At 65.4% G+C, this 24,452-nt stretch carries 19 protein-coding genes; 13 read left to right on the top strand and 6 right to left on the bottom strand.

Going from position 1 to position 24,452, the window contains the following annotated elements; all coding sequences use genetic code 11:
* The first annotated feature begins 19 nt into the window (after positions 1 to 19).
* The 4 genes from ACVIN2_RS17545 to pdeM all read left to right on the top strand — a co-directional run bounded on the left by ACVIN2_RS17545 (position 20) and on the right by pdeM (position 5,809).
* Positions 20 to 946 carry a methyltransferase domain-containing protein gene (locus ACVIN2_RS17545; RefSeq protein ID WP_456766494.1) on the top strand — a complete coding sequence of 309 codons (927 nt, stop codon included), beginning with the start codon at positions 20 to 22 and terminating at the stop codon, positions 944 to 946.
* Between the two features lie 114 nt (positions 947 to 1,060).
* A complete protein-coding gene (locus ACVIN2_RS17540; RefSeq protein WP_456766493.1) occupies positions 1,061 to 2,290 on the top strand; it encodes an ABC transporter substrate-binding protein in 1,230 nt (409 codons plus the stop codon).
* A gap of 229 nt (positions 2,291 to 2,519) precedes the next feature.
* Positions 2,520 to 5,084 (top strand): ligase-associated DNA damage response DEXH box helicase, encoded by a 2,565-nt coding sequence (locus ACVIN2_RS17535; RefSeq protein WP_456766492.1) that lies wholly within the window; start codon positions 2,520 to 2,522, stop codon positions 5,082 to 5,084.
* A gap of 53 nt (positions 5,085 to 5,137) precedes the next feature.
* Entirely contained in the window at positions 5,138 to 5,809 is a 672-nt protein-coding gene (gene pdeM / locus ACVIN2_RS17530; RefSeq protein ID WP_456766491.1) for a ligase-associated DNA damage response endonuclease PdeM, read from the top strand.
* Here pdeM and ACVIN2_RS17525 read toward each other — a convergent pair.
* Positions 5,806 to 6,669 carry a LysR family transcriptional regulator gene (locus ACVIN2_RS17525; RefSeq protein WP_456766490.1) on the bottom strand — a complete coding sequence of 288 codons (864 nt, stop codon included), beginning with the start codon at positions 6,667 to 6,669 and terminating at the stop codon, positions 5,806 to 5,808. The two genes, pdeM and ACVIN2_RS17525, sit on opposite strands and share 4 nt — an antisense overlap.
* A 99-nt stretch (positions 6,670 to 6,768) precedes the next feature.
* Here ACVIN2_RS17525 and ACVIN2_RS17520 point away from each other — a divergent pair, with 99 nt between their 5' ends.
* Both ACVIN2_RS17520 and ACVIN2_RS17515 read left to right on the top strand, forming a co-directional pair.
* Positions 6,769 to 7,680, top strand: coding sequence for a DMT family transporter (locus tag ACVIN2_RS17520; protein WP_456766489.1), 912 nt, complete (start codon positions 6,769 to 6,771; stop codon positions 7,678 to 7,680).
* Between the two features lie 12 nt (positions 7,681 to 7,692).
* Positions 7,693 to 8,466: an MBL fold metallo-hydrolase gene (locus tag ACVIN2_RS17515; RefSeq protein WP_456766488.1), complete on the top strand. Its 774-nt coding sequence runs from the start codon at positions 7,693 to 7,695 to the stop codon at positions 8,464 to 8,466.
* A gap of 164 nt (positions 8,467 to 8,630) precedes the next feature.
* Here the strand turns inward: ACVIN2_RS17515 and ACVIN2_RS17510 are convergent, their stop codons facing one another.
* From ACVIN2_RS17510 to ACVIN2_RS17500, 3 genes are all read right to left on the bottom strand, one after another.
* Entirely contained in the window at positions 8,631 to 9,401 is a 771-nt protein-coding gene (locus ACVIN2_RS17510; protein ID WP_456766487.1) for a TIGR02186 family protein, read from the bottom strand.
* Positions 9,398 to 10,315: a sulfite exporter TauE/SafE family protein gene (locus ACVIN2_RS17505; protein ID WP_456766486.1), complete on the bottom strand. Its 918-nt coding sequence runs from the start codon at positions 10,313 to 10,315 to the stop codon at positions 9,398 to 9,400. The genes ACVIN2_RS17510 and ACVIN2_RS17505 overlap by 4 nt, the downstream gene beginning before the upstream one ends.
* A 336-nt stretch (positions 10,316 to 10,651) precedes the next feature.
* The gene (locus ACVIN2_RS17500; RefSeq protein WP_456766485.1) at positions 10,652 to 14,098 is read right to left on the bottom strand and encodes a hypothetical protein; all 3,447 of its coding nucleotides are present in this window, start codon (positions 14,096 to 14,098) and stop codon (positions 10,652 to 10,654) included.
* A gap of 635 nt (positions 14,099 to 14,733) precedes the next feature.
* Here ACVIN2_RS17500 and ACVIN2_RS17495 point away from each other — a divergent pair.
* The 3 genes from ACVIN2_RS17495 to ACVIN2_RS17485 all read left to right on the top strand — a co-directional run bounded on the left by ACVIN2_RS17495 (position 14,734) and on the right by ACVIN2_RS17485 (position 17,193).
* A complete protein-coding gene (locus tag ACVIN2_RS17495; protein ID WP_456766484.1) occupies positions 14,734 to 15,174 on the top strand; it encodes a winged helix-turn-helix transcriptional regulator in 441 nt (146 codons plus the stop codon).
* Positions 15,175 to 15,356: 182 nt separating this feature from the next.
* A complete protein-coding gene (locus ACVIN2_RS17490; RefSeq protein WP_456766483.1) occupies positions 15,357 to 16,349 on the top strand; it encodes an NADP-dependent oxidoreductase in 993 nt (330 codons plus the stop codon).
* 40 nt (positions 16,350 to 16,389) lie between these two features.
* Positions 16,390 to 17,193, top strand: a complete 804-nt coding sequence (locus tag ACVIN2_RS17485) for an enoyl-CoA hydratase/isomerase family protein (RefSeq protein ID WP_456766482.1) — start codon at positions 16,390 to 16,392, stop codon at positions 17,191 to 17,193.
* 12 nt (positions 17,194 to 17,205) lie between these two features.
* Here the strand turns inward: ACVIN2_RS17485 and ACVIN2_RS17480 are convergent, their stop codons facing one another.
* A complete protein-coding gene (locus tag ACVIN2_RS17480; RefSeq protein ID WP_456766481.1) occupies positions 17,206 to 17,796 on the bottom strand; it encodes a PadR family transcriptional regulator in 591 nt (196 codons plus the stop codon).
* 200 nt (positions 17,797 to 17,996) lie between these two features.
* On the opposite strand from ACVIN2_RS17480, the gene ACVIN2_RS17475 reads away from it, so the two are divergent.
* From ACVIN2_RS17475 to ACVIN2_RS17460, 4 genes are all read left to right on the top strand, one after another.
* Positions 17,997 to 18,383, top strand: coding sequence for a nuclear transport factor 2 family protein (locus ACVIN2_RS17475; RefSeq protein ID WP_456766480.1), 387 nt, complete (start codon positions 17,997 to 17,999; stop codon positions 18,381 to 18,383).
* Between the two features lie 38 nt (positions 18,384 to 18,421).
* A complete protein-coding gene (locus tag ACVIN2_RS17470) occupies positions 18,422 to 20,212 on the top strand; it encodes an acyl-CoA dehydrogenase C-terminal domain-containing protein (protein WP_456766479.1) in 1,791 nt (596 codons plus the stop codon).
* A 68-nt stretch (positions 20,213 to 20,280) separates the two neighbouring features.
* Positions 20,281 to 21,489 (top strand): acetyl-CoA C-acetyltransferase, encoded by a 1,209-nt coding sequence (locus ACVIN2_RS17465; protein ID WP_027570024.1) that lies wholly within the window; start codon positions 20,281 to 20,283, stop codon positions 21,487 to 21,489.
* An 18-nt stretch (positions 21,490 to 21,507) separates the two neighbouring features.
* Complete coding sequence (locus ACVIN2_RS17460; protein WP_456766478.1) at positions 21,508 to 23,721, top strand: FAD-dependent oxidoreductase; 2,214 nt, start codon at positions 21,508 to 21,510, stop codon at positions 23,719 to 23,721.
* A gap of 71 nt (positions 23,722 to 23,792) precedes the next feature.
* On the opposite strand, the gene gstA is transcribed toward ACVIN2_RS17460, so the two are convergent.
* Entirely contained in the window at positions 23,793 to 24,407 is a 615-nt protein-coding gene (gene gstA, locus ACVIN2_RS17455; protein ID WP_007605052.1) for a glutathione transferase GstA, read from the bottom strand.
* Positions 24,408 to 24,452 lie beyond the last annotated feature (45 nt).

Genomic DNA, 24,452 nt, shown 5'->3' with positions numbered 1-24,452 from the left:
CGTTCCCTGGTTCCCCCCAATGCCCCTGCGCCTGTTCCTGACCTCCGGCGATCTCATGGCCGACCGCCGCTTCGAGTTCGCGCGCGACCTCCAGCTCAAGGGCGATCTGGCGGCCGCCGCCGACCTGCTGGAGCAGACCATCGAGCTTGCGCCGAATTTCACCTCGGCCTGGTTCACGCTGGGCGAAATCCGCGCGCAACTCGGCGAGCGCGACAAGGCCATTGCGGCCTTTCGCAAATCGCGCGAGTCCGACCCGAGCGATCAGCACGGCGCTCATCTGCATCTGATGCGCCTCGGCGACGCGCAATTGTCCGAGATGCCCAAGGCCTATGTGCAGGCCTTGTTCGATCAATACGCGCCGCGCTTCGAACACGTGCTGATCAACGATCTCGGCTATCGCGCGCCGTCGCTGATCTTCAAGGCGGTGGTGGCTGCCCGCGTCGCCGCGAAGAAGCCCGCCCTGTTCAAGCGCGCCATCGATCTCGGCTGCGGGACGGGGCTCGCGGCCGCCGCCTTCGCAAAACAGGTCGACCAGTTCATCGGCATCGATTTGTCGCCCGGCATGGTCAAGGAGGCGCGCGCCACCGGCCTCTATGCCGAGCTCGAAGTCGCCGACATGATCGAAGGCCTGCGCACCAAGAGTGACGCGCGTGCCAACCTCGTCGTCGCTGCCGATGCATTCGTCTATCTCCCCGAGCTCGCGCCGGTGCTCAGCGAAGCCAGGCGCGTGCTCGCGCCCAATGGCGTGCTCGCCTTCACGCTGGAGACGCATGACGGCAGCGGCATCGTTCTCGGCGAAGGCCTGCGCTATGCCCATTCGGCGGAATATGTGCGCGATGCGATAGCGCAGGCCGGCTTCAAGCTCCTCACATTGGAGCAGGCCTCGCCACGCACCGAGAACAACGAGCCGGTGCGCGGCCTCGTCGTGGTCGCCGAGAAAACTTGAGTCTAGGCGCTATAAGCGGGGCTTTAAGCGTCATTGCGTCGCAAAGCCGTGACTTCCCACTTGCGAGCCGTGCGGCGATGCCAGCACAATGCGCGCACCAGGGAGAAATGAATAATGACGAAGAATCCATCGCGGCGCGATTTCAGCGCCGCCGCGCTCGCCACCATCGCGGCATCCACCTTGCCCGCGCCCTACGTCTGGGCTGCCGAGAAGAAATACGATGCGGGGGCCAGCGACACCGAGATCAAGATCGGGCAGACCGTGCCGCATTCCGGCCCCGGCTCGCTCTACGGCGTGCTCGGGCGCATCGGCGAAGCCTATTTCCAGATGCTGAACGAGAAGGGCGGCATCAACGGACGCAAGGTCAAATTCCTCACCATGGACGATGCCTACAGCGCGCCGAAATGCGTCGAGGCCACGCGTCGCCTGGTCGAGCAGGAGGAGGTGCTCGCGCTCTACGGCTCGCTCGGCACCGCGCCGCAGACCGCCGTGCACAAATACCTCAACTCGAAGGGCGTGCCGCAGCTTCTGCTCAACACCGGCGCGTCGAAGTGGAATAATCCGAAAGAGTTCAAATGGACGATGGCGGGCCTGCCGCTCTATCCGACCGAGGCGCGCATCCTGGCGCGGCACGTCGTCAGCGTGAAGCCGAACGCGAAGGTCGGCATCCTCTACCAGAACGACGATTTCGGCCGCGATTTCCTCGGCCCCTTCAAGAAAGTTCTGGAAGACGCCGGCGGCACCGCCAAGGTGATCATGGAGCAGACCTACGATCTGACCGATCCGACCGTCGATTCTCAGCTCATCAACCTCTCGAAATCGGGTGCGGACGTCTTCTACAACATCTCCACCGGCAAGGCGTCGTCGCAGTCGATCCGGAAAGTGGCCGAGCTCGGCTGGAAGCCGCTGCAGCTGCTGTCGGCCGGCTCGACCGGCCGCTCGATCCTCAATGCCGCGGGCCTCGAGAACGCCGCCGGCATCGTCGCCATCCGCTACAACAAGGAAGTCGGCCTGCCCAAATGGGAGAAGGACCCCGACGTGATGGCGTTCGAGGAGCTGCGCAAGAAGTACACGCCGGCGATCGATCAGGACAACACCATCGCCTTCGCCGGCTACGGCCAGGCCGTCACCATGGGCGAGATCCTGCGCCGCTGCGGCGACGAGCTCACCCGCGCCAACGTGCTGAAGCAGGCCTCCAACCTCAAAGGCTTCCACTCGCCTTATTTCCTCGACGGCGTCACCTACGACTACACGCCGGAGGACTACACGCCGATGAAGACGCTCTTCATCTCCACCTTTACCGGCAAGGACTGGGACATCTCCGACAAGCCGATGTCGGAGTAGGCGCTTTTTTCCTTCTCCCCTTGTGGGAGAAGGTGGCGCGAAGCGCCGGATGAGGGGTCTTTCTCCGCGTACTCGAACGGAGCTCTTTCGCGGAGAGATACCCCTCACCCGTCTCGCCGCTTCGCGGCGATCCACCCTCTCCCACAAGGGGAGAGGGAACGTCGGTATCGCGCTCGTCGTTCGCGCCACCCCCTCGACGAACCCACCCCCACGGCTTACCTGTGATGCCGTGCCGCCCCGCATCCGCAAATCTCCGGCCGAGCCCGCCGCGCTGCTGCCCGACCGCTTCCAGGCGTGGTTCGCAGCCCGCGGCTGGTCGCCGCGCGCGCATCAATTGGCGCTGCTGGAGAAAGCGCGCGAGGACCGGTCCGCACTGCTGATCGCGCCGACCGGCGCCGGCAAGACGCTGGCGGGATTTCTGCCGACACTGGTGGAGCTGAGCTCTGCGCCCAAAGCTTCGGCGAAATCGGTGATCTCCACCGGCCGCAGTCTGCAACGCACCGGCGGCCTGCACACGCTCTACATCTCGCCGCTCAAGGCGCTCGCCGTCGATATCGCGCGCAACCTCGAGCGTCCCGTCGCCGAGATGGCGCTGCCGATCAAGATCGAGACCCGCACCGGCGACACGCCGACGTCGCGGCGGCAGCGGCAGCGGCGCTATCCGCCTGATATCCTGCTGACGACGCCCGAACAGCTCGCGCTGCTGCTGTCCTCCGACGACGCGCCATTCCTGTTCTCCTCCTTGAAGCGCATCGTGCTCGACGAGCTGCATGCGCTGGTGACGTCCAAGCGCGGTGATCTGCTGTCGCTTGGGCTCGCGCGGCTGTGGCGATTGGCGCCGCAGATGCGCGCCATCGGCCTGTCGGCGACCGTGGCCGAGCCGGAATCGCTGGCGCGCTTCCTGGTGCCGCAGCCCGGCGGCAAGGAAGCGGCCGCCGACATTGTCGTCGCCGGCGGCGCGGCGCCGCCGCTGGTCGAGATGATGGACACGCGCGAGCGCCTGCCCTGGGCCGGGCACAGCGCGCGCCATGCGCTTCCCGAGATCTACGAGCTGATCAAGGCCAACAAGACCACGCTGGTTTTCGTCAACACCCGCAGCCAGGCCGAGATGCTGTTCCAGAATCTCTGGAGCATGAACGACGACAATCTCGCCATTGCCCTGCATCACGGCTCGCTCGACGTCGCGCAACGGCGCAAGGTCGAGGACGCGATGTCGGCGGGACGCTTGCGTGGCGTGGTCTGTACCTCCTCGCTCGATCTCGGCGTCGACTGGGGCGACGTCGATCTCGTCGTCAATATCGGCGCGCCCAAGGGCTCCTCGCGCCTGATGCAGCGCATCGGCCGCGCCAACCACCGGCTCGACGAAGCCTCGCGCGCGGTGCTGGTGCCCGCGAACCGCTTCGAGGTGCTGGAGTGCCGCGTCGCGATCGACGCCATCGCGGAAAATGCGCAGGACACGCCGCCACTACGCATCGGTGCACTCGACGTGCTGGCCCAGCACGTGCTCGGCTGCGCCTGCGGCGAGCCGTTTTTCTCCGACGAGCTCTACGACGAAGTGCGCACCGCCGCGCCCTACGCCGATCTCACGCGGCAGGATTTCGACGACGTGGTCGATTTCGTCGCCTCCGGCGGCTACGCGCTGAAGACCTATGAGCGCTTCGCCCGCATCAAGCAGGACAAGGAGGGGCGCTGGCGCGTCGCCAATCCCAAGGTGCGGCAGAGCTACCGCATGAATGTCGGCACCATCGTCGAGGACGACATGCTGAAGGTGCGGCTGGTGCGATCGCGCGGGGGAGGCGCGGGGTCAACGGGCGTGATCGCGCGCGGCGGCAGGTTGCTCGGCGAGATCGAGGAAGCCTTCATCGAGGGCCTCAGCCCCGGCGACACCTTCGTGTTCTCAGGCGAGGTGGTGCGTTACGAAACCCTGGTCGAGGACCAGGTCTACGTCTCGCGTGCCAACGACAAGGACCCGAAAGTGCCGTCCTACATGGGCGGCAAGTTTCCGCTCTCGACCTATCTTGCCGAACGGGTTCGCCGCCTCCTCGATGACGGGCGCGCGTGGGGTGCCTTGCCGGAGCAGGTGCGCGACTGGCTGTCGTTGCAAAAGGACGTCTCGCGCGTGCCTGAAGTGCGCGAGCTCCTGGTCGAGAGTTTTCCCCGCGCCAACAAGCATTACATCGTCTGCTATCCCTTCGAAGGCCGTCTCGCGCACCAGACGCTCGGCATGCTGCTGACACGCCGGCTGGAGCGCGCCCGCGCCCGGCCGCTCGGCTTCGTCGCCAACGAATATGCGATCGCGGTCTGGGCGCTCGGCGACATGTCCTCCATGATCCGGGACGGCAGGATCGATCTCGACGCGCTGTTCGACCCCGATATGCTCGGCGACGATCTCGAAGCCTGGCTTGCCGAATCCGCGCTGATGAAGCGCACCTTCCGCAATTGCGCGATTATCTCCGGCCTGATCGCGCGCCGTCACACCGGCGAGGAGAAGAGCCGCCGCCAGGTGCTGTTCTCGACCGATCTCGTCTACGACGTCTTGCGCAAGCACCAGGCCGATCACGTGCTGCTGCGCGCCGCGCGCGCCGATGCCGCCACCGGCCTGCTCGATCTGCGCCGGCTCAGCGACATGCTCACGCGCATCCAGGGCCGCATCACACATCGGGAACTCGATCGCGTCTCGCCTCTCGCGGTCCCCGTGATGCTGGAAATCGGCCGCGAGTCAGTCTATGGCGAAGCGGGAGACGAGCTGTTGGCGGAAGCCGCCGACGAGCTGGTCAAAGAGGCGATGGGATAACAGCAGGTTTTGACGTGACGGCAGGCGCGCTAGTTTCAGGGGATGTCGAGGACATGCGCGTTTCGAATGTCAGCATCAGCAGCGTGACCTTCGCGGCCGATCTTTCCGGCGCCCTGTTCTGGGAAGAGCAGCGCCTGCTCGTCGTCTCCGACCTGCATCTGGAAAAAGGTTCCAGCTTCGCCATGCGCGGCGTGCTGCTGCCGCCTTACGACACCATCGCGACGCTTGGCCGGCTCGCTGCTGTCATCTCCCGCCATGATCCGCGAATCGTCATCGCGCTCGGCGACAGTTTTCATGATCGCACCGCGCATGGACGGCTGTCGGCGGAGGATCGCGACGCGGTCGCCGCCTTGCAGGCCGGCCGCGACTGGATCTGGATTTCCGGCAATCACGACCCGGCGCTGCCGCGTGATCTCGGCGGCACCGTCGCCGACGAAGTCGCGATTGGTCCGATCACCTTCCGCCACGAGCCGACCGGCGCGAGCGGCGAGATCGCCGGCCATCTCCATCCCAAGGCTCGCGTCTCCGCGCGCGGCCGTTCGATGGAGCGCCGCTGCTTCGCCTGCGACGGGATGCGCGCCGTGATGCCCGCCTTCGGCGCCTATGCCGGCGGCCTCAGCATCCGCGACGTGGCGTTTGCAAAGATCTTTCCGAAGAACGGGTTTGTCGCGCATTTGCTCGGCGACCGCCGCGTCCACGCGATCGCCGCGTCGCGGTGCAGCTAAGCCGCCTTCGCCTGCACATCGTCGCAGAACTCCGCCAGCCGATCGGCCAGCCGCAGCGTCGCTGGACTTGCGCCCGGCGCAGCCATCAATGCGACTTCCGTCCGGTTGATTGGCGCAAATCCGTCCTTCGCGGTCAGCACGCGGTGGTCGGACTGGATCGCCATCTCCGACAGGATGCTCAAGCCCATGCCGGCGGCGACCGCAGCCTGGATGCCGGCGAGGCTCGATGACGTATAGGACATGTGCCAGGGCCGGCCCGCGCTTTCCAGCGCGTGGATGGCGCCGGCGCGGTAGAGGCAGCCGAGCGGAAACCCGATCAGCGGCACCGAGGCGACATCGGCGTGGATCGGATGGCTCTTGCTGGTCACCCAGTGCACCTGCTCCGGCCACACCGCGATCGCGCCCTTCGCCCCGGCCTCGCGCTTGAACAGTGCGAGGTCGAGCTCGCCGCGTTCGAGATCGCGGGCCAGATTCTTGCTCTGGTCGGCGCGCACATCGAGCCGCAGGCCCGGATGCGAACGCGAGAACGTCCCCAGCAGCTTCGCCAGCCGGTACGCGGCAAAATCCTCGGGAATGCCGAGCCGGATCGCGCCTTCGCCGTCGGGCTGGCGCAGCACGTCGCGCGCCTCCTCCGCGAGCGACAACAGCCGCCGCGCATAGGACAGCAGCCGCTCGCCGGCTTCGGTCGGGCGAACATCCTTGCCGTCGCGATGCAGCAGCACCTGGCCGACATCCTCCTCCAGCCGCTTGATCTGCTGGCTGACGGTCGATTGGGTGCGATGGACGCGCTCGCCGGCGCGGGTGAAGCCGCCGGCATCGACCACCGAGACGAAGCTGCGCAGGAGCTCCAGATCGAGCATGGGCGCCTCCATTCGAAAATCCACTAGCTAGAAGTTAATCATTTAATTTCCAAATGACAAGCCGGCTCCCTAGATCGAGGGCTCAGGAGAATGTCGCTCATGTCGCTCACCCCCTCGCTCGCCGTTCCCCGCAGCCGCTTCAACACACTGCCGCTTGCGATCGGGCTGTTCTGCCTGCTCTGGAGCTACGCCTTCGTCGCCGGCAAGATCGGCGTGACCCATTGCCCGCCGCTGATCCTGCTCGCCGCGCGGTTCTCGCTCGCCGGCATCCTGATTCTCGGTGCCACGCTGGTCCGCGGCGACGACTGGTCGCTGTCCTGGCGCGACGCCGCGATCTTCGCGGTGCTCGGCGTCGCCAATAACGCGCTCTATCTCGGCCTCGGCTACACCGGGCTGCAATCGGTTTCCGCCGGCCTCGGCGGGCTGATCGTGTCGGCCAATCCGGTGTTCACGGCGGGCCTCGCCGCGCTGCTGCTCGGCGAAGGCATGACCTGGCGCAAGGCGAGCGGTCTCCTGCTCGGCATCATCGGCGTGACCCTGATCGTCTGGCACCGCCTGTCGGTCGGCACCGACTCGCTGCACGGGATCGTGTTCACGCTGGCCTCGCTCGCCTCCCTCGTCGCCGGCACCATTTTGTTCAAGCTGCTCGCGCCGAAGGGCTCGTTGTGGATCGGCAATGGCGTGCAGAATCTCGCCGCCGGCATCGTGCTGACGCCGGTGGCGCTGACCTTCGCCGATGTTCATGCCATCGACTCCACGCCGGGCCTGATCGGCGCCTTCGCCTTCCTCGTGCTCGGCGGCTCGATCCTGGCCTACTGGCTCTGGTTTCATCTCCTGAAAGTGTGTGGCGCGACGGCTGCGAGTGCCTATCATTTCCTGATGCCGCCGCTCGGAATGCTGTTTGCCTTCATCGTTCTTGGCGAGCACGTCGAGGCGCGCGATCTGCTCGGAATCATCCCGGTCGCACTTGGCATCTACCTGGTGACGCGGCCCGCCAAATCCGTCTCGTAACAGGAGTCCATCATGCCCATTTCCATCACCCTGATCGGCGGTCCCACTGCGCTGATCGAGATCGATGGCTTTCGCCTGCTCACTGATCCGACCTTCGATGCGCCAGGCGCCTATCAACTGCCGCACGTGAAGCTGGAGAAGACGATTGGACCCGCGCTGAAGGCCGACGCAATCGGCCCGGTCGACGCGGTCCTGCTCAGCCACGACCAGCATTCGGACAATCTCGACAATTCCGGCCGCGAATATCTCAAGCACGCAAAGCGCGTCCTGACGACAGAAGCCGGCGCCAAGCGCCTCGGTGGCCATGTTGAAGGCCTGGTGCCGTGGGGCACGACACATCTGAAAGATCGCGACGGCAATTCGCTGACGATCACCGCGACCCCGGCGCGTCACGGCCCGGCGGGCATCGAGCCGTTGTCAGGCGACGTCATCGGCTTCGTGGTGTCGTCGAGCCGGACCGACACAACCTCCATCTATATCAGCGGCGACACCACCTGGTTCGACGGCGTCGCCGAGGTCGCGCGCCGCTTCAAATGCGGCGTGGTGATGCCTTTCGCCGGCGCCGCGCAAACGCGCGGGCCGTTCCATCTCACCATGGACACCAACGACACCATCGAGACCGCACGCGCCTTCCCCGAGGCGATGATCGTGCCGGTTCATACGGAGGGTTGGGCGCATTTCCGCCAGAACAGCGAGGATCTGCGCAAGACCTTCGACGTGCTCGGCTTCGGGACAAGGTTGCGGTTGCTGGAGCCGGGCGTGCCGACCGTGGTGCAGGCGCCGTAGCCCCCCAGTGTCGTCCTGGCGAAAGCCAGGACCCATTACCCCAGGGAGCAGTTTGACGCTGAGTGGTAACTCCGAATTCCCGTAATCACGACTGCCTGTGGTTATGGGTCCTGGCTTTCGCCAGGACGACTCGGGGAGAGCGCCTGCGCTCGCAATGACGAAGGTCAATCCTTCCGAAACACGATCGACGCCATCCAGCCCGTCATCAGCGCCATCGCGGCAGTGACGAGGCCGTAGATCAGCCCGTTCTGCCGCGCCGTCGTTGCGACGAACTGCTCGAAGCCGACCTTGACGATCTCGAACGCGGTCTCGGTCTTGCCGATGAACGCGCCGTCGGCAAACAGCTTGATCTCCACCTCATAGGTGCCGATCGGCACCTCCGCCGGCAGGGGAATGCCGGTACGGAACAACGTCGGCGTCAGGAACGTCACCGCGCTCGGATCCTCGCGGTAAAGACCGCGCTGGGTTCGCAGGCGGATGAAGGCGGAGCGGAACGCGTCGTTCGGCACCACGTCGGCATAGTCGCCGCTGACGCGTTGGGTCAGCAGCACGTTGTTGAGCCCGATCTGCTGGCGCCGCGCGATCTCGGGCGACGTGATGACGTCGAACGGGCGGTTGGCGAACAGTGCGAGATAGCTCGGCACCGCCAGGAACTGGCGATAGTCGGTGTTGATCCAGATCCCGAAAGTGCGCTCCTTGCGCCGCGTCACCATGTCGGCGCGCGGGCCCATCACCGTGACCACGAGATCGTAGGTCCTGCGGTCGACGGGCGTCGAGGCATCCTTCTCGACCGAGCCGAACAGCACGAGCTCCTCGCCGGAATAGTTCGGCGTCACCGTGACGCGATGGTTGGAGACCGACACGATCAGCCGCTCGGCGCGCGCAGCGGAGCCGAGCAGCACAACGAGCAGGACCGCGAGAGCTATACGCATCATCCATTCACCCCCAGCTCGCGGATGGTGAAGAGGTCTTCGGGCCGGATCACCAGCTCGATCGCGAAGCGAACACCGACCGAGAGGATCAGCAGGCCGAGCAGCAGCCGCAACTGCTCACCGCGGATCTTCTGGCCGGCGCGTGCGCCGAACTGCGCACCGGTGACGCCGCCGACCATCAGGATCAGCGCCAGCACGGCGTCGACCAAATGATTGGTCACCGCATGGAGCAGGGTCGCGAACAGCATCGTGACCAGCGTCAGGACCATCGAGGTGCCGATCACCGTCGAGGTCGGCACCCGCAGCAGGTAGATCATGATCGGCACCAGGATGAAGCCGCCGCCGATGCCCATGATGGCGCCGATGAAGCCGATCAGGATGCCGACGATCACCACCGGAATGACCGAGAGGTAGATCTTGGAGCGCTTGAACCGCATCTTCAGCGGCAGGCCATGAATCCAGTTATGGGTCCGGCGCGGCGGCAGCGCGCCGCGCCGGGTCCGCATCAAAGCGCGCAGGCCTTCGGAGAACATCAGGCTGCCGACGGTGGTGAGCAGCACGACATAGGACAGTGCGATCATCAGATCGAGCTGGCCGAGCGCGCGCAGCTGCGTGAAGGTCCACACGCCGAGCGCCGTCCCGGTCACGCCGCCGCACAACAGCACGCTCGCCAGCGCGGGGTCGATCGCGCGCCGACGCCAATAGGCGAGCGCGCCGGAAAAGGACGAGGCCGCGATGTGGCTCGCGACGGAAGCGACCGCGACCGCCGGCGTGATGCCGATGAAGATCAAAAGCGGCGTCATCAGGAAGCCGCCGCCGATCCCGAACATGCCGGAGACGAAGCCGACCGCCGCGCCCATCGCCAGCACGAGGAAGACGTTGACCGGAAGATCGGCGATCGGGAGATAGAGCTGCATCGAGAGACCACGCTTCCCGCGAGACGGATCGATTGCGCGGAATGCTCGCAGGAGGGCAGAACGATTGCCGCGCCTCTCAATAGCGGAATTCGGCGGCGGGCGGGACCAGGAATTTCGGGCGTGGTGAATGGCTGCGGTGAGGAGGGTGATCGAGGACGCCGTGGCTCCTCCAAAGTCGTCCTGGCGAAAGCCAGGACCCATTATCCCGACTGGTCGTTATCGCGGCAGGCTGTGGCCACACCGTCCTCCAACAACGATCGCTTGTGGTAATGGGTCCTGGCTTTCGCCAGGACGACGAGGCGAGATTTTTCGTCAGAGACGATTGAGCGACCGCTCTCAGCGCACCGCCGAGGCCGCGCGCTTGGCGGCAACCGGCTTCGGCGCAGGCTTCGCGTTGGCCTGCGGGGCGCTGTCCCAGCCGCCGTTCGGGGCCGCAACATTGACGGCGTCGTCGGGCTGCGGCTCGGCGCTGAAGGTCTGGATCGCGAGCTTGGCGGCCGCGAGCGACTGCGGGTCGAGACGCTTGGCGACGTCATCGCGCTTGGTTGCTGCGTCCGCGTCGCCCTGGGCGGCGGCGAGGGTGAACCATTTGTAGGACTCGGCGAGGTTCTGCTCCACCCCGATGCCGCGGGCATAGAGGATGCCGAGGTTGAACTGGCTGTCGGCGACGCCGCGATCGGCGGCCTTCCGGAACCACAGTGCCGCGCTCTTGTAATTGGCGCCGCGTCCGCCGCCGTCGGCATCGAGCACCGCGAGATTGTGCATCGCCTTGGCGTTGCCGCGCTCGGCGGCTTGCGTGTAGTAGCGGCGGGCGATGTCGGCGTCCTTCTTCACGCCGAGACCCTTTTCGTAGAGCGTCCCGAGGCGGAAGGTCGCGGGCACCACGCCGGCCTGCGCCGCACGGTCGTACCATTTGGCGGCTTCGTCGTAATTCGCGGCCACGCCCTTGCCCTCGGCAAAGCGCACGCCGATCTCGTAGGCCGCGGTCGCATCGCCCTTGATCGCGGCGGTGCGCAAGGCGGGGCCACCGATGCCGTCAGGCAGCTTTTCGCCCGGCGGCACCTGGATCATCGCGAGTTTCGCGCGGCTCGTGCCCGACAGCGCGCCGGTGACGTCGTTGGAGGCCGCAGGCGGGGTTGGCGCCGCGGTTTGCGGGATTTCGACCGAAGCGGTGCCGCTCGGGCTCGTCACGGACCCCGGCGCGGCATTGTTCTGCGACTGCTTTCCGATCGGCGTCGGCGAGGTCATCGAGGGCGTGACCTGCTCTGGCGCGGCGGGCTTGCTCTCAACGGGCGGCGGGGCTCGCGGGGCGGGCTCGCTCGACGTATTCTCCATCGCCTGCGGCGACGACGACGGGCTGCTGCCATCGAGCAGGTTCATCGCCATCTTGAAGGTGCCGAGCACGATCACGACCACGCTCGCGCCGACCAGCAGCGAGCGGATTTTCGAGGTGATGGTCGAGCCACCTTCCTGGCCCTTGTCCTTGGCGCGGGCGATTGCGGCCTTGGCGCCACGGGCCGGCTTTTCGGGCGGCTGCGCGGCCGCGGCCTGGGCTGCGCGGCGCGCGGCGGCGATGAAGCTCGACGACGATACCGGCTCCTTCGGCGCGGCCGGGATTTCGCTGATTGCGCTTTCGGACGCGGCAATGCGCTCCGACGGCGTGGCGATGCGTGCACCCGGCCGGGTGCCGGGCTCGAGCGGGTGATCCGGCGGCAGTTCGGGCGCAAGCGCGGCGCGCGGGGGCGCCGTATGCGGCTCCAGGATTTCGCTGATCGCGCGTGGCGGAAGCGGCGGCGCCATTGGCATCGGCATCGGCGGCGGCGCTGCCGGCGCGGCGGCATGGAATTCGCGCGGCGCGGCGGCGAAGGCGGCTTGCGCCGCCTGCGCGGCGGCCGGATTGGGCAGCTCGGGCTTCGGATCGTATTTCGGGTGCTGCTGTTGCTGCGGCCGCTGCTCGCGCGCCATCGGCGCGGGCGCCATGGGAGCGGCCATCGGCATCGGCATCGGCTGCGGCGCAGAGGCGGCGGGCGGCGCGGTGCGCACATTGCGAAGATCACCCTCGATCATCGAGAGACGATCGACGACGTGGCCAAGCGCGTTGTGGACGGCCTCCAGCGAATCCTGGGTGGTCCGGTTGGTTTCGGCCTGGCTGAAGCGGATGTCGGAGAGCTCGCGCTTGACGAGATCGACCATGCCGGAATCGGCAGGCGGCGCGGAGTTGCGGCTCTCGGCGAGCGCGGAATAGGTCGCCTGCTGCCGCTCCAGGTGGCGCAGGATGTCGTGCAACCCGTCCTCGACGCGGCTGAAATTGCCGTTGCGCGGATCGGCGGCGGCCTCGAGCCGCTCCAGCAGATACGACACCCGCTGTTCAAGATGAGCAAAGGTCGAAGCCGAGTCGTTGCCGACCTGCATGCGATCGAAACGGTCGGACAGGGCGCGGATCGCGCTTTCGAGATGCTCGCTGCTCTCGGAGGGCTGAGGGCGCTCGCGTGTTTCCAGAGCGGCGGTGAGCGCCGCGATGCGCTGCTCCAGCACCGCAAAACTGTCGCCGTTGCCCGAGGCGCGGGTGACCTGGTCGACCTTGGACGACAGCAGCTGCACGTCGTCCGAGAGCCGGGCCAGCGCTTCGTTGGAAGCGACGTTGGAGACGATGCCGCGCAGCGCCGAGATCGCGCCTTCGAGCTGGCGGACCGTGGACGGATCGTCATTGGCGCGCAGGATCAGATCGAGCTTGGCGCCGAGATTGCGGATCGCCTCGTCATAACCGGTGAGCTGCTCGGCCGGCGTCAGCGTGCGCAGCACCTGCTTGATCTCGGACAGCGCGTGCTCGATGCCGGACAGGACCTGACCGTCGGTGCCGTTGGAGCGGGTCTCGTCGATGCGCCGATGCAGCGAGCGGATCTCGTTCTCGATCGATTCGATCGCGCGGCGCGGCATCGCCTCGGTGATGGCGTTGCGGATCTCCGCAAGCTCGCTGCGGAACGTGTTGATCGCCTGCTCGGTATTGTCAGGGCGCTGCAGCGATTCGATCTGGCTCGTGATCTTGAGCAGATGGCGCTCGAGCGCAGAGAAATCCGGCCCCGGCTGCGGTGGCGGCGGAGCGTAGGCAGGCGCGGGCGGCGCCATCGCGGGTGCGTAAGGAGCTGCCGCAGGCGCGATCGGCGGTGCGGCGCGCGGCGGCATCTGCCTGGGCGTAAAGCCGTCGAGCTCGCTCTGCCGTGCCGTGATCTCGGCGACGGCGACGTCGAACGAAGCGGGGCTCAGGGGCGGTGAGCTGCGATAGACCTGCGCTGCCGCGCGCTCGACTGCATCGGCCTGGCGCTGGCGCATTTCAACGGGGGCCTGTCGCGGTGCCGGAGCCTGCTGCGGCTTCGAAATTTGCGACAGCCTTGCATCGAGCCGCGAGATCGCATCGTTGAGCTGGCGCGCAACGCCCTGCTCACGCGAGACGTCCTGTCGCGAAGTGTCTTGCCGCGAAGGATCTTGGCGCGGCGCGGGTTTTGAAATCCGTTCGATCTGCTGGGTGATGGCATCGAGCCGCTGGTGGATGTCGGCGACTTCGCGGCTTTCCTGGCTCGGCGCGTGACTCGGTGCTTGACTCGGAACGTGCTGGGCTTGCGGACGCTGGTCGTAAAGTCCGCGAAAGTTCGGCGGGGCGGTCTCGCCGAGCGTGGAATTCAGCCAATCGTTGAGTGACATGCCGGCGCGACGCGCAGCAGCTTCGGCCCGCTCCCGGACGGATGGATCGATGCCGTCAACACTCCACGATACGCGCGAATTCATGACTCTGTCCGGTTCCGACTCCGGCGCCCCACCCGGCGCCTCCAGTCTCCCCTCGCGTGCCGGTTGAAAGACAATCGGATTTGGCGCGGGTCGTCTGCCTCGAAAACCGACTTTTGTCTGTTACGGTAAATAACGGGTTAAGGAACCCGTTGACGGTGTCTTAAAGTTGGGCGGGGGCGCTGTGCTCCCCAGCCCGTCGGATGCGATCGGAATCTCGCATTGCCAGGAACTCTCCGGGTGCTAGCAGCTCGGAACTTCAGCGACCAAAGGATGGCTCAGAATGGCTGGTCTGACCGAAGAAGAAGTTCGCAAACGCGCTTGTGAGATCTGGAGGGTGCCGGCGAGTCCAGCGGGAAAATGGACACCTTCTGGTACGAGGCCGAAAGCAACTTCTGGCCGAACGCTCGGAGCAAGGCGAGGTGCCGCCCGGAATGACTGACAATTTGCCGAGCTAGGTGCTGTACCCAAACCGTCAATGGCATTGGACTTAGATCCCGATCGCGTCCAAGGACACGCGGCAGGAGTTTGTGGCACCCTTGTCGGTTCTCGCATCGGGCCTTAATTCCTGCCCAGACGACACCGGCGAAGGAGATCAGTCCATGCAGCGGAAAAGTTGGGCCTCGTACGAGTGCCCCATGGCCCGCTCCGTTGACGTCATCGGCGACTGGGGCAGTTTGATGATCCTGCGCCAGGCCTTCGGGGGCACGACCCGATTCGACGATTTCCAGAAGGAGCTGGAGATGTCGCGGAATCTACTGACCGCCCGCCTGAAGAAACTCGTCGCCTCTGGCATTCTCGAACGCCGGCCCATCACCGAGGAAGCGCGGCGGCACGAGTACGTTCTGACCGAGATGGGCGAGGATCTCTTTGCGACCATCATCGCACTTCGCCAATGGGGCGACCGATGGCTATTCCGGCCCGATCCGCCCCCCATTCGAATGCTTGACGGCATCGACGGCAGCGAACTGGAGCCGATAAAGGTCCGCTCCTCCCTTGGGCGCGAGATCACGCTTGCCGATATTCGCTTGCGCCGGCGCGCCGCGGGCAAGCCGAAGGCTCGGGCCGGCAACCTCTAGAGCTTTATCGGTTCTAGAGTCTCGTTTGACGCGTTTTCTTCACGCAAACCGGCCTCCATTTCGCTCGAAAACGCTCTGGTTCACGCCGGCGCCGCGACGAGGGCTTGCCAACGATCATTCATGTCAGTAAAAGTTCAATAATGAGACTAACAGGTCAGGCGACCTAGCGCGAGGAGTATGAAATGCGGGCAGCGTACATCAACGGCTACGGCGACAATTCGGTGGTCACCTACGGGGAGGTCAGCGACCCCGTTGCGGGCGCCGACGAGGCAATGATCGAGGTTCGGGCCGCCGGTGCGAATCCCGTCGAGGTCGCCATGCGCCAGGGTCTGTTCCATGCCGCCTTTCCATTCACCTTTCCGCAGGTGATGGGCTACGACGTCGCGGGCGTTGTTGTCTCCGCGCCCTCGGGCGCGGCGTTCAAGGCAGGTGACGAGGTTTACGCCCGCCTGCCTAACCGGCGTCCCGGCGCCTATGCCGAGCGCGCAGCCGTTCCACTGAATCTCCTGGCCCACAAGCCGCGCACCCTTTCGTTCGAGGAGGCGGCGAGCCTGCCGACCGTCGCCTTGACCACCTGGCAGGCATTTGTGGAGCGCGCCCGGCTCAAGGCCGGCGAAAGCATCTTGATCCAGGCAGGGGCGGGTGGCGTCGGCGCCTTCGCCATCCAGCTCGCCAAGCACCTCGGGGCCTACGTCGTTGCGACGGGCGGACCGAACAGCCAGACGTTCATGGCCGGGCTCGGAGCGGACCGCACGATCGACTACACAGCCGAAAGCTTCGAGGCTGCCGGCCCGTTCGATGTGGTCTATGACGGTGTGTGCGGTCCACTGACCGAGCGTGGCATCGACACCCTGCGCGAAGGCGGCCGCTATGTCGGTCTCGTGCGCACCGCCGACGCCCAGAGCTATCGCGAAATCGGCTTCCCGCCTCCCGTGGCCGAGCAAGCTTCGGCGGCCGTTCGACCGTTCATCGCGCGCGCCGCTGCCCGAAAGGCGGAGTTCCACGGCCCTCTCACCCGGCCGGACGGCGCTCAACTGGCGGAGATCGCGGCCCTGATCGACACCGGCGCCATCCGCGCTTCCGTGAGCGCGGCCTATGGCTTCGACCAGCTCGCCGCCGCCTACGAGCTTCTGGCCGGCCGACATACGCGCGGGAAGCTCGTCATCGTCCCCTGAGGCAAGGCTCCTTCAACAAGTCCGCGGAACGGAGGCAACCATGAGCGACATCCCCGCTAGGATCAGCATCGACAAGTCCACGCCGGGGTATTGGCGCGTGACCTTCAACAACCCGCCGATCAACGCGATCGACGATCGCACCTACGACGAGTTCTACGACCTGGTGGAGGAGATCGAAGCGGACGATGCGTTGAAGGTCGTGACCTTCGAGAGCGCCAACCCGGACTTCTTCATCGCTCACTACAGCACAGCCGAGCCCCACAGCCGGTTCGGCGCGCCACGCTGGATCGAACCGGCCACCAAGCTGGCTCAGAGTAACGTCCTCAGCATTGCAGTGATCCGCGGCCGGGCGCGCGGCGGTGGAAGCGAGTTTACCCTGGCCTGCGACATTCGCTTCGCCAGCAGGGAAAAGGCGATCTTCGGCCAGCCAGAGGTCGGATGCGGCCTCATCCCAGGCGGCGGGGCGCTTCAACGCCTGCCGATCCTGGTGGGCCGCTCTCGCGCCATGGAGATCATCCTCGGCAGCGACGATTTCGATGCGGAGACCGCCGAACGATACGGCTGGATCAACCGCGCCATCCCCGAGGCCCAGCTTGATGAGTTCGTCGCGAATTTCGTGCGGCGCATCCTGTCGTTCGACAAGCAGGCGCTGAGCACCTGTAAAGCGACGATCAACCAGCACGGGCTGCCGGACCCCGCTCAGCTGCAGGCGACGCAGGACACCTTCTTCACGACGTTCGGCTGGCCAGGCGCAGCAGAGCGCATGGCGAAGCTGCGCGCGCGAGGCATTGGATCCGCCGGCGACTTTGAGCTGAACCTCGGCCGCGAAGTCGGGAATCTTTAGCCGACAGCGGTCTCAGCCCTTGCCTTCCCGCTTGCCTTCCTCCAGCGGCACCACGGTGCCGTTTGCGCTCATCGCCGACAGCGCCTCGAGCGCCTCTTCGCAGAAATCGGCGACCATCTGCTCATGCCGGGCTCCGAGCTGAAGCAGCAGCAGGTTACCGAGGTCGAGCACGCCGGACGCGGCCCCTTCCGGAAAGCGCTTCTTCAGGATGCGCTCGTAGTTCTCGTGGCGATCGCGGTGGTGCTCGAGCCGGGCCATCAGGTCGGTGCGCATGGGCTCGAGGCCGATGCTGTCGAGCGCATGCAGCCGCACCAGGAGGTCGTCCTTGATGGAGGGGGGCGTGCTTGGCCGCGCGGCCCAGTGCCGCAGCGCTGTTCGGCCCTCCGGAGTCAGCGTATAGATCAGTTTGTTGGGTTTGCCGGTCTGCACGACCTCGCGGCCCTGGATGTAGCCGCGGTCACGCAGCTTGGAGAGCTCGCGGTAGATCTGCTGGTGGTCGGCCTTCCAGAAGAAGCCGATCGAGGAATCGAATGTCTTGGCGAGCTCGTAGCCCGTCATCGGACGTTCCGTCAGGCATGCGAGGATTGCGTCGCCCAAAGCCATGACCCGGTCCTCCTGTTCTCGACCTTAACCAATTGGCTTGACTTTATGCGCATCGGCGCATATGCGTCAATGTGCATATGAGGCGACCCAACAACGAGGGCAAACACCGCCCCGAAAACCCCAATGGAATCAACCTTCGCGCTACTGTGCATGGGGTTGTTTTCGCGTTTTTTTACGCAAGCCTTTAGGGAGGCAGCTGAATGACCGGCCTCGAGTCCTGGTACGGCTACATGAAGTCGCATGACCAGGCAGCGCTCTGGGACCTGCTCCATCCCGACGCAATCTTCGAAAGCCCCGTCGTGCACGCGCCGCAGCGCGGCCGCGACATCACCTTCAAATATCTGGCCAGCGCCGAGAAGGTGCTTGGCGGTCCCGGCTTCACCTATGTCGGCGAATGGAAGAGTGAGAGCGGCGCGGTGCTCGAATTCAAGACCATGATCGACGGCATCGAGATCAACGGCGTCGACATCATCAGCTTCGACGGCGACGGACGCATCACGCATTTCAAGGTGATGGTGCGGCCGCTCAAGGCGATCAACATGCTGCACCGCCTGATGGCGGAGCAGTTGGCCGCCGCCCAATCCTAATCCAGCATCATCACTTCAAGGCCTGCCGGGAGACCACCATGCCGATCTACAAAGCCCCCGTCGAAGACGTGAACTTCCTGCTCAACGACGTCTTTCAGATCGATCGCTACGACAATCTGGCCGGCTTCTCCGATGCCTCGAGCGACGTGCGCGAAGCCATTCTCGGCGAAGCTGCCAAGCTCGCCGAAGAGGTGCTGCAGCCGCTCAACCGCGTCGGCGATCTCGAAGGCTGCAAGCGCGCCGATGACGGCAGCGTCACCACGCCCAAGGGCTTCAAGGAGGCGTTCAAGCAGGTCGCCGAGGGCGGCTGGCTCGGCCTGTCGGCACCGACCGAGTTCGGCGGTCAGGGTCTGCCGGTGACGCTCTCCCAGGCTGTCAACGAATTCCAGATCTCCGCCAACATGGCATTCTCGATGTATGGCGGCCTCACCATGGGCGCGACCGCAGCGCTGATCGTCCACGGCACGCCGGAGCAGAAGCAGACCTACGTGCCGAAGATGGTGGCGGGCGAATGGACCGGCACCATGAACCTGACCGAGCCGCATTGCGGCACCGACCTCGGCATGCTCCGCACCAAGGCGGTCCGGCAGGCCGATGGCAGCTTCAAGATCACGGGCACCAAGATCTTCATTTCGGCCGGCGAACACGACCTCGCGCCCAACATCATCCACCTCGTGCTGGCCCGCGTCGAGGGCGCGCCCGCCGGCATCAAGGGCGTGTCGCTGTTCGTGGTGCCGAAATTCATGGTCAATGCCGATGGGTCGGTCGGCGCACGGAACGGCGTGGTCTGCGGCTCGATCGAGCACAAGATGGGCATCCACGGTAATTCCACCTGCGTGATGAACTACGACAACGCCGTCGGTTGGCTGATCGGCGAAGAGAACAAGGGCATGCAGGGCATGTTCGTGATGATGAACGAGGCCCGCCTCGGCGTCGCCGTGCAGGGTCTCGCGCAGTCGGAAGTGGCCTATCAGAACGCGGTCGCCTATGCCCGGGATCGCATCCAGGGCCGTTCGCTCACAGGTGCCAAGGCGCCGGACAAGCCGGCCGATCCGATCATCGTGCATCCTGACGTGCGCCGCACGCTGCTGTCGATCCGCGCCTTCAACGAGGCCGCGCGCGCCTTCGTGATGTGGACCGCGCTGAAGAGCGACGTCGCCCATCGCTCCGAGGATCCTAGGGATCGCCAGGCCGCCGACGATCACATGGGCCTGATGACGCCGGTGCTGAAAGGCTTCCTTACTGACTATGGCTTCGCCAACGCGGTGCAGGCGCAGCAGATGTATGGCGGCCACGGCTACATCGCCGAGCAGGGCATGGAGCAGTTCGTGCGCGATGCCCGCATCGCCATGATCTACGAAGGCGCGAACGGCATCCAGGCGCTCGACCTCGTCGGCCGCAAGCTGCCGCGCGACGGCGGCCGCGCCATCATGGCGTTCTTCGGCGAGGTCATGGCCTTCGCCAAGGAGAACGGCGGCGACGAGGCGATGAAGCCCTACGTTACTCCGCTGTCGGCTTCCCTCGGCCACCTCCAGCAGGCCACGACGTGGCTGATGCAGAACGCGATGGCCAAGCCCGACAATGCCGGTGCCGCCGCGACCGATTACCTGAATCTCTTCGGCTTCGTCGCGCTCGGCTACATGTGGGCGAAGATGGCGAAGGTGACGCAGATCAAGATTGCCGAGAGCGGGACGACCCCCTATCTCTCGACCAAGCTCGTCACCGGCCGCTTCTTCATGGAGCGGATGCTGCCGGAGACCGCCGCCAATCTCGCGCGCATCCAGGCCGGCTGCGCCACCATCATGGAACTGCCGGCGGAAGCGTTCTGAAGCCGCTTTCGCTGCGACCCGTCCAAAACCAGATCAAGACCAGAAGATCATCACATCAGGAGGGCGTCATGCCTGAGGCATTCATCTACGACCACGTCCGCACCCCGCGCGGCCGCGGCAAGGCGGACGGCGCGCTGCACGAAGTCACCGCGCTCGCGCTCGCGACTGTGCCGCTCAAGGCGCTCAAGGACCGCAACAACCTGCCGGAAGATTCCGTCGATGACGTCATTCTCGGCGTGGTCGATCCGGTCGGCGAAGCCGGCTCCGACATTGCGCGCTTTGCCGCGCTGAAGGCAGGCCTCGGCGAAGCGGTGCCGGGCGTGCAGATCAGCCGCTTCTGCGCCTCCGGCCTCGATGCCGTGAATTTTGCCGCAGCCCAGGTGATGAGCGGCCAGCACGAGCTGGTGATCGGCGGCGGCGCCGAATCGATGAGCCGCGTCGGCATCGGCGCCTCCGGCGGCGCCTGGCCGATGGATCCGTCGATGGCCGTGCCGGCCTATTTCATGCCGCAGGGTGTCTCGGCCGATCTGATCGCGACCAAATACGGCTTCTCGCGTGACGATGTCGACGCCTATGCGGTGCAGAGCCAGCAGCGGGCGGCGAAGTCCTGGGATGAAGGCCGCTTCGACAAATCGGTCGTCCCGGTGAAGGACATCAACGGCCTCACCATCCTCGCCAAGGACGAGCATATGCGTCCTTCGACGACGATGCAGTCGCTGGCTCAGTTGCAGCCGGCGTTCACGATGATGGCACAGATGGGCGGCTTCGACGGCGTCGCGGTGCAGTCGCATCCGGAAATCGAACGCGTCAATTACGTGCACCACGCCGGCAATTCGTCGGGCATCGTCGATGGTGCCGGCGCCGTTCTGCTCGGCAGCAAGGAAGCCGGCGGCAAGTACGGGCTGAAGCCGCGCGCGAGAATCCGCGCCTTCGCCAATATCGGGTCCGAGCCGGCGATGATGCTGACCGGTCCGGTCGACGTCACCGAAAAGCTGTTTGCGCGCTCCGGCATGAAGAAGTCGGACATCGACCTGTTCGAGCTCAACGAGGCCTTCGCCTCCGTCGTGCTGCGCTACATCCAGGCCTTCGACATCGACAACGCCAAGATCAACGTCAATGGCGGTGCGATCGCGCTTGGCCATCCGCTGGGCGCGACCGGCGCCATGATCCTCGGGACCGTGCTCGACGAGCTCGAGCGCACCAACAAGGCGACAGCACTGGTGACGCTGTGCATCGGCGGCGGCATGGGCACCGCGACCATCATCGAACGCGTCTAAGGGTAGGGAGCAACCAGCATGGCTTACAAGAATTTCAAGGTTGAGACCGATTCCGACGGCATCGCGCTCGTGACCTGGGACATCCCGGGCCGTTCGATGAACGTGCTCGACGAGACCTCGACCAACGAGCTCGACGCGATCGTCAAGGCGACCACGGCGGATGCTACGGTGAAGGGCGTCGTCATCACCTCCGCCAAGGAAGCGTTCTGCGCGGGTGCCGATCTTTCCATGCTCGAAGGCATGAACCAGGCCTACGCAAAGGTCTTCAAGGAGCAGGGCGAGACCGCCGCGAACCAGATGCTGTTCGAGCAGAGCCGGCGCTTCTCGCAGGTGCTGCGCTCGATCGAGACCTCCGGCAAACCGTGGGCGGCGGCGATCAACGGCCTCGCGCTCGGCGGCGGTTTCGAGATCACGCTGTGCTGCCATTATCGCGTGGCGGCGGAGAATCCCAAGACGCGGCTTGGCCTGCCCGAGGTCAAGGTCGGACTGTTCCCGGGCGCCGGCGGCACGCAGCGCGTGCCGCGCCTGGTGCCGCCGCAGGACGCGATGACGATCCTGCTCAAGGGCGATCCGGTCACGATCGAGAAAGCCAAGGCGCTGAATCTGATCCACGCCATCGTTCCCGCCGCCGATCTCGTCAAGGCGGCAAAGGACTGGATCAAGGGCGGCGGCAAGGCCGTCGCGCCCTGGGACGAGAAGGGTTTCAAGCTGCCGGGCGGCCCGGTGTTCTCCAAGGCCGGCATGATGATGTTCCCGGCTGGCAATGCGATCTATCGCCGTGAGACCTACGACAATTATCCGGCCGCGCGCGCGATCATGAGCTGCGTCTATGAGGGCCTGCAGCTGCCGATCGACGCCGCATTGCGGGTGGAGTCGCGCTACTTCACCTCGGTGCTGCGCTCGAAGGAAGCGGCCGCGATGATCCGCAGCCTGTTCCTGTCGATGCAGGAGCTCAACAAGGGCGCGCGCCGTCCGAAGGATGTGCCGCCGACCAAGGTGAAGAAGATCGCCGTGATCGGCGCCGGCTTCATGGGCGCGAGCGTCGGCTATGTCTCGGCCCGTGCCGGCCTCGACGTCGTCCTGATCGATCGCGACCAGGAGAGCGCCGACAAGGGCAAGGCGCATGCGCAAAAGGTGATCGAGGAGCAGATCAAGAAGGGCCGCGCCAAGCCGGGCGACGCAGAAGCCCTGCTCGCGCGCATCACGCCGACCGCGGACTATTCCGCATTGAAGGACGTCGATCTCGTCATCGAAGCCGTGTTCGAGGACCGCAAGGTCAAGGCTGACACCTTTGCCAAGGCGCAGGAGCATATGAAGCCGGACGTGATCTTCGCGTCCAACACATCGACGCTTCCGATCACCTCGCTGGCCGAATCCTTCAAGGACCAGGGCAGGTTCGTCGGCATCCATTTCTTCTCGCCGGTCGAGAAGATGATGCTGGTCGAGATCATCCAGGGCAAGAACACCGGTGATCTCGCGATCGCGACCGCGCTCGATTACGTCCGGCAGATCGGCAAGACGCCGATCGTCGTCAACGACTCCAGAGGCTTCTTCGCCAATCGCTGCGTCGGCCGCTACGTCGCCGAAGGCAACGAGATGTTCCTCGAAGGCGTGCCGCCCGCGATGATCGAGAACTGCGCCAAGATGGCCGGCATGCCGGTCGGCCCGCTCTCGCTGTCGGACGAGGTCGCGCTCGACCTCGGGCTCAAGATCATGAAGGCAACGGAAGCCGACCTCGGCCCCAACGCCATCAATCCCGATCAGAAGAAGCTGATGGTGGAGCTGGTCGAGAAGCAGGGCCGTCTGGGCCGCAAGAACAGCAAGGGTTTTTACGACTACCCCGAGAAGGGCAAGGGCCAGAAGAGCCTGTGGCCGGGTCTCTCCGCACTGCAGCCGAAGCAGCTCGACCCCGATACCCTCGACGTCGAGGAGCTGAAGCAGCGCTTCCTGGTGGTGCAGGCGGTGGAAGCCGCGCGCACCGTGGAGGATCACGTCATCACCGATCCGCGCGAGGCGGATGTCGGCTCGATCCTCGGCTTCGGCTTCGCGCCGTTCACCGGTGGCACGCTGTCCTATATCGACTTCATGGGCACGAAGAAGTTCGTCGAACTCTGCCACAAGCTGGAAGCGAAATACGGTTCGCGCTTCACCCCGCCGAAATTGCTCGAAGAGATGGCGGCGAAGGGCGAGACCTTCTACGGCCGCTTCGCTCCGAAGAAGGCGGCGGCGTGATTCTCTGAACCCCTAGCCGGGATGAAAAATACGAAAGGCCGGATCTCGATCCGGCCTTTCGCATCTGCGCCTCAGGCCGCCTGAATCAGCCCTTCCTTCTTCATCGCTTCCTGCACCTGCGGCCGCGCCGCGACGCGGGTCTTGTACGCGGCAAGGTTCGGCATCGCCGAGAGGTCGAACTTCATCCGGTCGCCCCAGGTCAGCATCGTGAAGAGATAACCGTCGGCCACCGTGAACTGCTTGCCCATGAGGTAGTCGCGGCCGGCGAGCTGGCTGTCGATGTATTTCAGCTTGCCCATGACGCGGTCCTTGAAGAAGGCCTTGGCCTCGTCGTTCAGGGCCGGCGCGAACATCGGGCCGAAGCTCTTGTGGACCTCCGAGGTGAGGAAGTTCAGCCATTCGAGCAGCTTGTAGCGCTCGGCGCTGCCGTGGGCCGGCGCCAGCGCCTTGGCTGAGGCCTGATCGGCGATCATCTGGACAATCACCGGGCCTTCGGTCACGATCTCTCCGCTATCGAGGCCCAGCGCAGGGACCTGGCCCTTGGGGTTCAGCTTCAGATAATCCTCACCGTTTTCGAGCTTCTTGGCCCGGATATCGACCTTGACCAGTTCATAGGGCAGGCCGGCTTCCAGGAGCGCGATATGGGGGGATAGCGAGCAGGCACCGGGCGAATAGTACAATTTCATGGAATTTCCTCCTCTTGTTGCTTGGCTCAGGCGAAAGAACGACTA

The organism is Bradyrhizobium sp. USDA 3650, from assembly GCF_054057395.1.
Note: the sequence above shows the minus strand (reverse complement) of the source record. Positions and strands in the feature narration are given on the sequence as shown.

Excerpts from the sequence above, each read along its gene's own strand:
- ACVIN2_RS17545 (WP_456766494.1), top strand. The coding sequence starts at position 20 with ATGCCCCTGCGCCTGTTCCTGACCTCCGGCGATCTCATGGCCGACCGC.
- ACVIN2_RS17540 (WP_456766493.1), top strand. The coding sequence starts at position 1,061 with ATGACGAAGAATCCATCGCGGCGCGATTTCAGCGCCGCCGCGCTCGCC.
- pdeM (WP_456766491.1), top strand. The coding sequence starts at position 5,138 with ATGCGCGTTTCGAATGTCAGCATCAGCAGCGTGACCTTCGCGGCCGAT.
- ACVIN2_RS17525 (WP_456766490.1), bottom strand. The coding sequence starts at position 6,669 with ATGCTCGATCTGGAGCTCCTGCGCAGCTTCGTCTCGGTGGTCGATGCC.
- ACVIN2_RS17520 (WP_456766489.1), top strand. The coding sequence starts at position 6,769 with ATGTCGCTCACCCCCTCGCTCGCCGTTCCCCGCAGCCGCTTCAACACA.
- ACVIN2_RS17515 (WP_456766488.1), top strand. The coding sequence starts at position 7,693 with ATGCCCATTTCCATCACCCTGATCGGCGGTCCCACTGCGCTGATCGAG.
- ACVIN2_RS17510 (WP_456766487.1), bottom strand. The coding sequence starts at position 9,401 with ATGATGCGTATAGCTCTCGCGGTCCTGCTCGTTGTGCTGCTCGGCTCC.
- ACVIN2_RS17505 (WP_456766486.1), bottom strand. The coding sequence starts at position 10,315 with ATGCAGCTCTATCTCCCGATCGCCGATCTTCCGGTCAACGTCTTCCTC.
- ACVIN2_RS17500 (WP_456766485.1), bottom strand. The coding sequence starts at position 14,098 with ATGAATTCGCGCGTATCGTGGAGTGTTGACGGCATCGATCCATCCGTC.
- ACVIN2_RS17495 (WP_456766484.1), top strand. The coding sequence starts at position 14,734 with ATGGCCCGCTCCGTTGACGTCATCGGCGACTGGGGCAGTTTGATGATC.
- ACVIN2_RS17490 (WP_456766483.1), top strand. The coding sequence starts at position 15,357 with ATGCGGGCAGCGTACATCAACGGCTACGGCGACAATTCGGTGGTCACC.
- ACVIN2_RS17485 (WP_456766482.1), top strand. The coding sequence starts at position 16,390 with ATGAGCGACATCCCCGCTAGGATCAGCATCGACAAGTCCACGCCGGGG.
- ACVIN2_RS17480 (WP_456766481.1), bottom strand. The coding sequence starts at position 17,796 with ATGGCTTTGGGCGACGCAATCCTCGCATGCCTGACGGAACGTCCGATG.
- ACVIN2_RS17475 (WP_456766480.1), top strand. The coding sequence starts at position 17,997 with ATGACCGGCCTCGAGTCCTGGTACGGCTACATGAAGTCGCATGACCAG.
- ACVIN2_RS17470 (WP_456766479.1), top strand. The coding sequence starts at position 18,422 with ATGCCGATCTACAAAGCCCCCGTCGAAGACGTGAACTTCCTGCTCAAC.
- ACVIN2_RS17465 (WP_027570024.1), top strand. The coding sequence starts at position 20,281 with ATGCCTGAGGCATTCATCTACGACCACGTCCGCACCCCGCGCGGCCGC.
- ACVIN2_RS17460 (WP_456766478.1), top strand. The coding sequence starts at position 21,508 with ATGGCTTACAAGAATTTCAAGGTTGAGACCGATTCCGACGGCATCGCG.
- gstA (WP_007605052.1), bottom strand. The coding sequence starts at position 24,407 with ATGAAATTGTACTATTCGCCCGGTGCCTGCTCGCTATCCCCCCATATC.